General features: G+C 71.4%; 10 protein-coding genes and 2 pseudogenes. 11 read left to right on the top strand and 1 reads right to left on the bottom strand.

From position 1 onward, the window contains the following. The 9 genes and pseudogenes from ABZ154_RS33980 to ABZ154_RS33940 all read left to right on the top strand — a co-directional run. Positions 1 to 184, top strand: a pseudogene (locus ABZ154_RS33980) (hypothetical protein); the annotation flags it as partial. 45 nt (positions 185 to 229) lie between these two features. Then, on the top strand, positions 230 to 559 hold the full coding sequence (locus ABZ154_RS33975; protein WP_356838240.1) for a TcmI family type II polyketide cyclase: 330 nt from the start codon (positions 230 to 232) through the stop codon (positions 557 to 559). Beyond that, the gene (locus ABZ154_RS33970) at positions 556 to 1,827 is read left to right on the top strand and encodes a beta-ketoacyl-[acyl-carrier-protein] synthase family protein (RefSeq protein WP_356838238.1); all 1,272 of its coding nucleotides are present in this window, start codon (positions 556 to 558) and stop codon (positions 1,825 to 1,827) included. The genes ABZ154_RS33975 and ABZ154_RS33970 overlap by 4 nt, the downstream gene beginning before the upstream one ends. Continuing rightward, entirely contained in the window at positions 1,824 to 3,038 is a 1,215-nt protein-coding gene (locus ABZ154_RS33965; protein WP_356838237.1) for a ketosynthase chain-length factor, read from the top strand. Before ABZ154_RS33970 ends, ABZ154_RS33965 begins: the two co-directional genes overlap by 4 nt. A gap of 45 nt (positions 3,039 to 3,083) precedes the next feature. Then, positions 3,084 to 3,353, top strand: coding sequence for an acyl carrier protein (locus ABZ154_RS33960; protein ID WP_356838236.1), 270 nt, complete (start codon positions 3,084 to 3,086; stop codon positions 3,351 to 3,353). Between the two features lie 12 nt (positions 3,354 to 3,365). Continuing rightward, the gene (gene fabG, locus ABZ154_RS33955) at positions 3,366 to 4,154 is read left to right on the top strand and encodes a 3-oxoacyl-ACP reductase FabG (protein ID WP_356838234.1); all 789 of its coding nucleotides are present in this window, start codon (positions 3,366 to 3,368) and stop codon (positions 4,152 to 4,154) included. 47 nt (positions 4,155 to 4,201) lie between these two features. Beyond that, entirely contained in the window at positions 4,202 to 5,170 is a 969-nt protein-coding gene (locus ABZ154_RS33950; RefSeq protein WP_356838232.1) for an aromatase/cyclase, read from the top strand. A 3-nt stretch (positions 5,171 to 5,173) separates the two neighbouring features. After that, complete coding sequence (locus ABZ154_RS33945) at positions 5,174 to 6,643, top strand: FAD-dependent oxidoreductase (protein WP_356838231.1); 1,470 nt, start codon at positions 5,174 to 5,176, stop codon at positions 6,641 to 6,643. A gap of 92 nt (positions 6,644 to 6,735) precedes the next feature. Further along, the gene (locus ABZ154_RS33940) at positions 6,736 to 8,250 is read left to right on the top strand and encodes an FAD-dependent monooxygenase (RefSeq protein ID WP_356838230.1); all 1,515 of its coding nucleotides are present in this window, start codon (positions 6,736 to 6,738) and stop codon (positions 8,248 to 8,250) included. A 208-nt stretch (positions 8,251 to 8,458) separates the two neighbouring features. On the opposite strand, the gene ABZ154_RS33935 is transcribed toward ABZ154_RS33940, so the two are convergent. Further along, complete coding sequence (locus tag ABZ154_RS33935) at positions 8,459 to 9,493, bottom strand: methyltransferase (RefSeq protein ID WP_356838229.1); 1,035 nt, start codon at positions 9,491 to 9,493, stop codon at positions 8,459 to 8,461. 238 nt (positions 9,494 to 9,731) lie between these two features. Here ABZ154_RS33935 and ABZ154_RS33930 point away from each other — a divergent pair, with 238 nt between their 5' ends. Together ABZ154_RS33930 and ABZ154_RS33925 are read left to right on the top strand one after the other, a co-directional pair. Next, on the top strand, positions 9,732 to 10,817 hold the full coding sequence (locus ABZ154_RS33930; protein WP_356838227.1) for a ScyD/ScyE family protein: 1,086 nt from the start codon (positions 9,732 to 9,734) through the stop codon (positions 10,815 to 10,817). Continuing rightward, positions 10,814 to 10,940: pseudogene (locus ABZ154_RS33925) on the top strand (TetR/AcrR family transcriptional regulator); the annotation flags it as partial. The gene ABZ154_RS33930 and the pseudogene ABZ154_RS33925, both read left to right, overlap by 4 nt.

Here is a 10,940-nt window from a genome sequence, read left to right as displayed (position 1 = left end):
CAACAACTTCGAGGCTGCCGCAGCCGACATCACGCTGCTCGCAGACATCCCCGCGGGCCAGCAGGCCCAGGCCGGGGACAAGGCGCGGCTCCGGCGGGACTCAGGCAGCCCCCGTGCGGGGCCCGACCACCGGGCCGCACCGTCGAGGGCGGCGGTGTGTCCCAGGCCGCCGCGCAGGCCCTGACTGCTGCCCGATCCCTCCCCCGCAACCGCCGAGGAGCTCAACCGTATGCACAGCACACTGATTGTCGCCCGGATGGCAGCAGCCTCGAGCAACGACGTCGCCAAGCTGTTCTCCGACTTCGACCGGACGGACATGCCCCACAGCATGGGAACGCGGCGACGCCAGCTGTTCTCGTACCGGGGCCTGTACTTCCACCTTCAGGACTTCGACGAGGACAACGGCGGGGAGCTCATCGAGACCGCCAAGGCCGACCCGCGCTTCATGGGGATCAGCCAGGACCTGAAGCCTTTCATCGAGGCATACGACCCCAAGACCTGGCGCTCGCCGGCTGATGCCATGGCCACGCGCTTCTACGACTGGGAGGCGTCCGCGTGACCCGGCGACGCGTTGTCATCACCGGCATCGAGGTGATCGCTCCCGGCGGTGTCGGCAAAGAGGCCTTCTGGAACCTCCTGAGCGAGGGCCGCACGGCGACACGCGGGATCACCTTCTTCGACCCCGCGCAGTTCCGCTCGCGGGTGGCCGCGGAGGTCGACTTCGACCCGTACGCGCACGGTCTGACCCCCCAGGAGATCCGCCGCCTGGACCGGGCCGCGCAGTTCGCCGTCGTCGGCTCGCGCGGCGCGGTCGCCGACAGCGGCATCGAGCTGGGCGGGATGGACCCCCACCGCGTCGGCGTCACCGTCGGCAGCGCCGTCGGCGCCACGATGGGCCTCGACGACGAGTACCGGGTCGTCAGCAACGGCGGCCAACTGGAGCTCGTCGACCACACCTACGCGGCCCCGCACCTCTACAACCACATGGTGCCCAGCTCCTTCGCCACCGAGGTGGCCTGGGCCGTGGGCGCCGAGGGCCCCAGCACCGTGGTCTCCACCGGCTGCACCTCCGGCATCGACTCGGTCGGCTACGCCGTCGAGCTGGTCCGCGAAGGCTCGGCGGACGTCATGATCGCAGGCTCCTCGGACGCCCCGATCTCGCCGATCACCATGGCCTGCTTCGACGCCATCAAAGCCACCACCCCGCGCCACGACGACCCCGAGCACGCCTCGCGCCCCTTCGACGGCACGCGCAACGGCTTCGTACTCGGCGAGGGCACCGCCTTCTTCGTCCTCGAGGAGCTGGAGAGCGCCAGAAAGCGCGGCGCGCACATCTACGCGGAGATCGCCGGCTACGCCACGCGCAGCAACGCATACCACATGACGGGTCTGCGCCCCGACGGCCTGGAGATGGCCGAGGCGATCAGCCTCGCCCTCGACGAGGCCCGGCTGAACCCCAAGGCGATCGACTACATCAACGCGCACGGCTCGGGCACCAAGCAGAACGACCGGCACGAGACCGCCGCCTTCAAGCGCAGTCTGGGCGACCACGCCTACCGCACCCCGGTCAGCTCCATCAAGTCGATGGTCGGGCACTCGCTCGGCGCCATCGGATCCATCGAGATCGCCGCCTCGGCCCTGGCCATGGAGTACGACGTCGTACCCCCGACGGCCAACCTGCACACGCCGGACCCGGAGTGCGACCTCGACTACGTCCCCCTCATCGCCCGCGACCAGCTGGTCGACGCGGTCCTCACGGTCGGCAGCGGATTCGGCGGCTTCCAGAGCGCCATGGTGCTGGCCAGCCCCGAAAGGAGCCTCGTATGACCACGTCGGTGGTGGTCACCGGCCTGGGCATCGCCGCCCCCAACGGGCTCGGTAAGGACGACTACTGGGCGGCGACCCGCAGCGGGAAGAACGGCATCGGCCGCATCACCCGCTTCGACCCCTCCAGCTACCCGGCCCGCCTGGCCGGCGAGGTCCCCGGCTTCCGGGCCGAGGAGTATTTGCCCAGCCGCCTGCTGCCACAGACCGACCGCGTCACCCGGCTCGCGCTCGTGGCGACCGACTGGGCGCTGGCGGACGCGGGCGTCAGGCCGGGCGAACTGCCCGAGTTCGACATGGGCGTCATCACGGCGTCCGCCGCGGGCGGCTTCGAGTTCGGCCAGGGCGAGCTACAGAACCTGTGGAGCCGCGGCAGCCAGTACGTCTCCGCGTACCAGTCCTTCGCCTGGTTCTACGCTGTCAACAGCGGCCAGATCTCCATCCGCAACGGTATGAAGGGCCCCGCCGGCGTCGTCGTCAGCGAGGGGGCCGGCGGCCTCGACGCCGTTGCCCACGCCCGCCGTCAGATCCGCAAGGGCACCTCGCTGATCGTCACCGGCGGCGTCGACGCCTCCATCTGCCCCTGGGGCTGGGTGGCGCAGCTGTCCACCGGCAGACTGAGCACCAGCGACGAGCCCGCCCGCGCCTACCTCCCCTTCGACCGCGACGCGCGGGGCTACGTCCCCGGTGAGGGCGGCGCGATCCTCATCACCGAGGACGCGGAGGCGGCCCGCGCCCGCGGCGCCCACATCTACGGCGAGATCGCCGGCTACGGCTCGACCGTCGACCCGAAGCCCGGCACCGGCCGCGAGCCGGGCCTGCGCCAGGCGATCCGGATCGCCCTCGCCGACGCCGGGGTGAGCGCCGCCGACATCGACGTGGTCTTCGCCGACGGTGCGGGCGACCCGGCCGGCGACCTCGTCGAGGCCACCGCGATCGGCTCCGTCTTCGGAGACCGGGCCGTCCCGGTGACCGTGCCCAAGACGATGACCGGACGCCTGTACTCGGGGGCCGCGTCGCTGGACCTCGCCGCCGCGTTCCTCTCCATCCGCGACGGCGTCATCCCGGCCACCGTGAACGTCGACCCGTGCACGGACTACCCGATCGACCTCGTCCTCGGCCAGCCGCGCCAGGCCGAGGTGCGGACCGCGCTGGTCCTGGCCCGCGGCAACGGCGGATTCAACTCCGCCATGGTCGTGCGCGCTGCCCAGTAGCGCCGCACACCGCCCCACCCACCACCGAAGAAAAGGACTCTCACCATGGCCAGCAAGGCGTTCACCCTCGACGAGCTCAAGCGCACCCTGCGGGAGGCCGCCGGTGTGACCGAGGGGGTCAACCTGGACAGCGACATCCTCGACACCGAGTTCGACGTGCTCGGCTACGAGTCCCTCGCGCTGCTGGAGACGGGCAGCCTCATCGAGCGCGAGTACGGCATCTCCCTGGACGAGGAGGCCGTGAACGACGCCACCACACCGCGCGCCTTCATCGACGTGGTCAACGCGCAGCTCGCCCCCGCCACGGCTGCCTGAAGGAGAGCGGACATGTCGCAGAACACCACCCCCAAGGTCGCCGTGATCACCGGTGCCACCAGCGGCATCGGTCTCGCCTCGGCGCGCCTGCTGGCCTCCCGGAACCACCAGGTCTTCATCGGCGCCCGCAGCGCCGACAACGTCGCCGCCACCGTCAAGGAGCTCCAGGCCGAGGGCCTGGACGTGGACGGCACGGTCGTCGACGTCCGCGACACCGCCTCCGTGGACGCGTTCGTCCAGGCGGCCGTCGACCGCTTCGGCACCGTCGATGTCGTCGTCAACAACGCCGGCCGGTCCGGCGGCGGCCCTACCGCCGACATCGCCGACGAGCTGTGGGACGACGTCATCGAGACCAACCTCAACAGCGTCTTCCGGGTCACCCGCGCCGCGCTGACCACCGGCGGTATGCGCGACAAGGACCGCGGCCGGATCATCAACATCGCCTCCACCGCGGGCAAGCAGGGCGTTGTCCTGGGGGCACCGTACTCGGCCTCCAAGCACGGTGTCGTCGGCTTCACCAAGGCGCTCGGCAACGAGCTCGCCCCGACCGGCATCACCGTCAACGCGGTCTGCCCCGGCTACGTCGAGACCCCGATGGCCCAGCGCGTGCGCCAGGGCTACGCCGCGGCCTACGACACCTCCGAGGACGCCATCCTCGAGAAGTTCCAGTCGAAGATCCCGCTCGGCCGCTACTCCACGCCCGAAGAGGTCGCCGGCCTCGTCGGCTACCTGGCCTCGGACACGGCCGCCTCCATCACCGCACAGGCGCTCAACGTCTGCGGCGGCCTGGGCAACTTCTAAGACGCGCCACGCACGCCCCGAGACACATACCGAGGAGAAAAGCCGTCATGACGACGCGTGAGGTCGAGCACGAGATCACCATCGACGCCCCCGCCGCAGCGGTCTACCGGCTGCTGGCGGACGTGACCAACTGGCCGCGCATCTTCCCGCCGACGATCCACGTCGAGCGGGTCGAGTCCGAGGGCAACGAGGAGCGGATCCGCATCTGGGCGACCGCCAACGGTGAGGCGAAGGACTGGACCTCGCGCCGTACCCTGGCCCCCGAAGCCCTGCGCATCACCTTCCGCCAGGAGATCCCCGCCCCGCCGGTCGCCGCCATGGGCGGCGCCTGGATCGTCGAACCGCTCGGCCAGGAGCAGTCCCGTGTCCGGCTGCTGCACGACTACCGGGCCATCGGCGACGACCCGCATGACCTGCTGTGGATCGAGCGGGCCGTGGACAAGAACAGCACCTCGGAGCTGGCCGCGCTCAAGACGAACGTCGAGCTCGCGCACGCCGCCGAGAGCGAGGAGCTGACCTTCTCCTTCGTCGACACCGTCCAGATCGCCGGCAGCGCGAAGGACGCCTTCGACTTCATCAAGGAGGCGGACCTGTGGGCCGAGCGGCTTCCGCACGTCGCCGTGGTCCGCCTCGCCGAGGACACCCCGGGCCTCCAGGAGCTGGAGATGGACACCCGCGCCAAGGACGGCTCGGTGCACACCACCAAGTCGTACCGGGTCGTCCACCCTCACCACAAGATCGCCTACAAGCAGGTCACGCTGCCCGCGCTGATGACCCTGCACACCGGCGAGTGGACCTTCGAGGAGAACGACGAGGGCCACGCCGCGTCCTCCCAGCACACGGTCACCATCAACACGGCCAGCATCGCGCGGATTCTCGGCCCCGAGGCCACCGTGGCCGACGCCCGCGCCTACGTGCACAGCGCGCTCTCCACCAACAGCAGCGCCACGCTGGCCCACGCCAAGGCCCACGCCGAGGCCCACGCCGAGGCCCACGCCGAGCAGAAGGCCGCCTGACCCATGGCCTCGGACCGTCTGGAGGCGGACGTCGTCGTCGTCGGGGCCGGTCCCGTCGGGCTCATGCTCGCCGGTGAACTGGCCCTCGGCGGCGCCGACGTGGTCGTCCTGGAGAAAAGGCGCGCCCCCAGCACGGAGTCGAGGGCTTCCACGCTGCACGCCCGGACCATGGAGATCCTCGACAGCCGCGGACTGCTCTGCGACCTCGGCACCCCGCCGAACGAGCCCGGCGGCCACTTCGGCGGTATTCCCCTGCCCCTCACCCTGCCCAGCCCCCACCCGGGCCAGTGGAAGGTGCCGCAGACCAAGACCGAGGGCGTACTGGAGGAGTGGGCGATCTCGCTGGGTGCCGACATCCGGTGCGGCCACGAGCTCACCTCCCTCTCGGAGACGGAGCAGTACGTCGGCGCCGAGGCCGAGGGCCGCGACGGAACCCTGTCCCTGCGCGCCCGCTACCTGGTGGCCTGCGACGGCGAGGACAGCACCGTACGGCTGCTGACCGGAGCGGCCTTCCCCGGCGAGGACGCGCGCCGGGAGCTGCTGCGGGCCGATGTCGAGGGCATCGAGGTGCCCAACCGGCGCTTCCAGCGCCTCGATCAGGGCCTGGCCATCGCCTGGCGCCGCGAGGACGGCGTCACCCGCGTGATGGTCCACGAGTTCGGCTCGCGGGCGCACCCGCGCACCGGTGAGGCCCGGTTCGAGGAGATCGCGGACGTCTGGAAGCGGGTCACCGGCGAGGACATCAGCGGCGGCACCCCGCTGTGGGTCAACTCCTTCGGCGACGCCTCCCGGCAGCTCACCGACTACCGGCACGGCCGCATCCTGTTCGCCGGCGACGCCGCGCACCGGCAGATGCCGATCGGCGGCCAGGCCCTCAACCTCGGCCTCCAGGACGCCTTCAACCTCGGCTGGAAGCTGGCGCTGCACCTGCGCGGCCCCGCCCCCGCCGGGCTGCTCGACACCTACCACACCGAGCGGCACGCGGTCGGCGGACGGGTCCTCGCCAACATCCGGGCCCAGGCGCTGATGCTGCTCGGCGGACCCGAGGTGGAGCCGCTGCGCTCCGTACTGGGCGAGCTGATCGTCCAGGAGGACGTACGCGCCCACCTCGCCGGCATGGTCAGCGGCCTCGACGTGCACTACGACGTCGCGGGCCCCGGACACCCGCTGGGGGGCCTGCGGCTGCCGGAGACGGTGCTGCTGGCCGGGGAGGGCACCGTCACCACCACCGAGCTGCTGCGCAAGGGGCACGGACTGCTGCTCGACCTGCGTGCGGGCGCCGGGCATCCGCTGCCCGACACCGCCGGGTGGAGCGACCGGGTGCGTGTGGTCGCGGCGCTGCCCGAGCAGGACAGCCCGCTGGAAGGAGCCGGCACCGTACTCGTGCGGCCGGACGGCCACGTCGCCTGGGCGGGGAGCGGCCACGCCGGACTCCGCCAGGCGCTGGAGCGCTGGTTCGGCCCCTCGCGCTGAGCGGCCGTCCACAGGCCCGCCCCGGCCGGCCCGCAGCCCCACCACCGCTGAACGCCACATGTCGTATCTCGAAACCCGAGGAAGGGAACACCATGGAAGGGACAGCGGTGGACACCGATGTCATCGTCGTCGGAGCCGGTCCGACCGGCCTGATGCTCGCCGGCGAACTGCGTCTGGGCGGGGCACGCGTCATCGTGACGGAGAAGCTGACCGATCCCGCCATGCAGTCGCGCGGCCTGGGCTTCACCGCCCGCACCATGGAGTCGTTCGACCAGCGTGGACTGCTGCCCCGCTGGGGGGAGCTCGAGACGATGCCGATGGGGCACTTCGGAGGCGTGCAGTTCGACTACACGGCGCTCCAGGACGCCCACTTCGGCGCCCGCGGCGTGCTCCAGTGGCGGACCGAGGAAGTCCTCGAGACGTGGGCGGGCGAGCTCGGCGCCGACATCCGGCGCGGATGGGAGTTCACGGGGCTGGCCGACGGGTTCCTGGACGGCGACGCCGCGGAGATCACCCTGAACACCCCGGAGGGGGAGCAGCGCCTGCGCGCCTCCTACCTCGTGGCGTGCGACGGCTCGCGCAGCACCCTGCGCCGGGCCGCCGGCTTCGACTTCCCCGGCACCCCCGCCACCCGGAAGATGTACGTCGCCGACGTGGTCGGCTGCGACCTGCGCCCGCGCTACCTCGGTGAGAAGCTGCCCAACGGCATGGTGATGGTGGGTCCGCTCGGTGACGGCGTTGACCGCATCATCGCCTGCCCGCACGGCACCCCGGCGAGCGACCGCGACGCGATCGTCCCCTTCGAGGAGGTCGCCGACGCCTGGGAGCACCTCACCGGCGAGGACATCCACGGCGGCAGCGCCAAGTGGGTGAGCTCCTTCACCGACGCCACGCGGCAGACCTCCGAGTACCGGCGGGGCCGGGTCCTGGTGGCCGGCGACGCCGCGCACATCCATCTCCCGGCCGGCGGTCAGGGGTTGAGCACCGGTGTCCAGGACGCGGTCAACCTCGGCTGGAAGCTGGCCTCCGTGGCCCGCGGCACGGCCCCGGACACGCTGCTCGACAGCTACCACGCCGAGCGGCACCCGGTCGGCAAGCGGCTGCTGATGAACACCCGCGCCCAGGGCACGGTCTTCCTGGGCGGCGAGCAGGCGGAGCCGCTGCGCCGGCTGTTCACCGAGCTCGTCCAGTACGACGAGGTCAAGCGGTACCTGGCGGGCGTCGTCAGCCACCTCGACATCCGCTACGACCTCGGCGAGGACACGGGCGACGCCAGCCACCCGCTGCTGGGCCGCCGGATGCCTCCGCGGCTGCTGGTCGGCGCGGACGGCGAGACCCGCATCACGCAGCTCCTGCACCCCGGGCGCGGTGTGCTTCTCGACCTGGCCGACGACGCCGGGCTGCGGGGCGCGGCGGCCGGCTGGAAGGGCCGGGTCGACGTGGCGACCGTCCACGTCAAGCCCGCCGACGGAGCCGACCCGCTGGAGGGCACCACGGCGCTTCTGGTTCGCCCCGACGGTTACGTGGCCTGGGCCGGCACCTCCGATGATCCGGCGGCGCAGGGCCTGGCGGCCACGCTCGAGCGGTGGTTCGGACCTGCCGGCTGACCCCCAGGGGGCACGCCCCTGCCCCGCCGGTACGCCGGCGGGGCAGGGGCGGCTCTTCGTGTGTACGGCCACGCGGCGGGCGTGGCGGGTACCGGGCCGGCGGGGACGACCGCAGTCCGCAAGCCGCAGACCGCAGAGAAAAGCCCCGGTTCCGCGTCGGGGGATTCGCGGAACCGGGGCTCGTCGGGTCGGGCCGGGGCCCGTGGCTCTACACCGGGGTGGCCTCGACGATCGAGACCGGGGAGCCGGTCGGCACCACGCGCTCCAGCTCGAAGCCGGCGCGGGCGAGCAGGTCTGCGTACTGCGTGGCCGTGCGCTCCTTGCCGCCCACCAGCAGCAGCAGCCACAGGTCGACGAGCTTGCCGGAGTGCGGGGCGTTCGGCTCGTCCTCCGGAATCACCATCTCGACCAGCAGCAGCTTGCCACCGGGCTTGATGGCGGCGCGGACGTTGCGCAGGATCTCCAGCACCCGGTCCTCGGGCCAGTCGTGCACGATGTGCTTGAGGACGTACGCGTCGCCGCCCTCGACGACCGCGTCGAACAGTCCGCCGGCGTGGGTGGTGCTGCGGTCCGCGACGCCCTGCCCGGCGAGGAATTCGGCCGCGCCGTTCCCCTCGACGCGGGGGTCGGAGAGAATTCCGCGGGTTTTCGGAGCGCTCTGCAAAATACCGGAGAGAAGCCCGCCTCGGCCGCCGCAGAAGTCCACGACGGTGCCGAACTGCGAGAAGTCGTACGAGGCGACGACGGGTGCGGTCTCGGTGTCCGACATGTTACCCATGCCCTTGATGAACACCTCGCCGTACTCCGGGTTCTGTTCCAGGTACTCGAAGGCGCCGACACCGCGCAGCTTCGGCAGGCTCGGCTCACCGGTGACCACGGAGTCCAGCAGGTGGCCCCAGTCCTCCCAGTGGATCGGGTGGCCCATCAGCACGGCGATGTCGCGCATGGTCAGGGGGTGGTCCGCGCGCAGCGCGTCGCCCATCGGGGTCAGCGCGTATGTGCCGTCCTGGTTGCCCTCGAAGATGTGGTGGCTGGCCAGAAGGCGCAGCAGCCGGTCCAGGCCCTCCTCGTTCGCGCCGACCCGCTCGGCGATCTCGAGGGGCTTCAGCGGCCCGTCCTGGAGCGTCTCGGCGATGCCCAGTCTGGCGGCGACGTGGATCGCCTGCGTGACCATGGAGCCCATGGTCAGCTCCAGCAGGGCGAAGGGAGCGAACTGGGCGGGCGGGGGCGCAGATGCGGGCATTCGGTTCCTCCATGGCAGCGATGAATTCTCTGTCCCAACCGCCGGAAGGGACCCGTTCCCCCATGGTAGGCAAACGTCTCGATACTCCCTGGAGGAGCACTCGAATTTCCCTGGCGCCGGGATTTCAGGTGTTCAACCGCGGATATTAGTCGGTTATGCACAGGCTATTTTTCGCCTATCTTGGCGCAGGTTTCACAACTGCTCCCGAAAAAGCGGGGAGCGCCGACGAGGGAGAGACATGTCGAGTTCACGCAGGTCCTGGAAGGCCCTTCTGGTGGCGGCCGCGGTCGGCATCGTCGTCACGCCGCTGGTCTCCGGCCCGGCCCAGGCCACCACGAGCGACGCCGTCATCGAGGTCGTCGCCACGGGGCTGAAGAACCCCCGCGGCATCACCACCCTGAACGACGGCACCGTGCTGGTGGCCGAGGCGGGCGAGGGCCAGGTGGGATGCGCCGTCGGCGCCCAGTGCGTGGGCACCACCGGCGCGGTCTACCGGGTCAAGGGCTCCGCCAAGGGCCGTGTCGCGACGGGCCTGGCCTCCGTCGCCGGGGGCGTCGCCGCCGGCACCCCGGTCATCGCCAGCGGCCCGGTCCTGGCCGTGCCAGACCCGTTCCTCGGCTACATCGTCCTCAGTGGCTTCGGCGGCAACCGCGACACCGCGGGCCGCCAGGCCCTCGGCGCCCACGCGAAGACGCTGGGCACCCTCTTCCGTACCCGCGACAGCAAGGTCCTCGCCGACCTCGTGGACCACGAGACCCGCCTGAACCCGGACGCCGGCGACCTCAACGCCAATCCGGCGGACTTCGTCCGCAGCGGCAGCAGCTACCTGATCACCGACGCGGCCGCCAACAACGTGGTCCGCGGTGGGCACGGCACGACCTCGACCGAGTACGTCCTGCCGAAGCACACCCTCCCGGGCGGCACCCTCGCCGAGAGCGTGCCGACCGGCATCGTCAGGAGCTCGAACGGCACCCTCTACATCGCCGACATGAGCGGCGGCAACCCGGGCGCCTCACGCATCTGGAAGGTCGAGCCGGGCCAGCAGCCCCAGGTCTTCGTCAGCGGCCTGACCAACGTCATCGACCTGGCCTTCGACCACAAGGGCGACCTGCTCGCCCTGTCCTACAGCACGTCCGCCCTGATGGGTGCGCCGTCGGCGGGCGCGCTGGTCGAGATCGACATCTCGACGAAGGCGACCACGCAGATCCCGACCGGTACGCAGCTCTTCCAGCCGACCGGCCTCGCGGTCGCCCCGTCCGGCACCGTGTACGTCACCAACAAGACGGTGGGCACCAACGGTGAGCTCGTGAAGGTGAACTACTGACCTCCGCGCCCACCGGAACACGCCCGACGGCCCCGCCGGTCCCGCCTTCCATCGAGGCCGCCTGGGGGCTGCGGGAGCGCCCGGCCAAAGGCCCGAAGCCCGGCCTGAGCCTGGAGCGGATCG

Origin of the sequence: Streptomyces sp. NPDC006261 (assembly GCF_040613515.1) — a bacterium.
Lineage (GTDB): Bacteria > Actinomycetota > Actinomycetes > Streptomycetales > Streptomycetaceae > Streptomyces.
The sequence above is the reverse complement of the archived record's forward strand: the minus strand, read 5'-3'. Positions and strand labels throughout refer to the sequence as shown.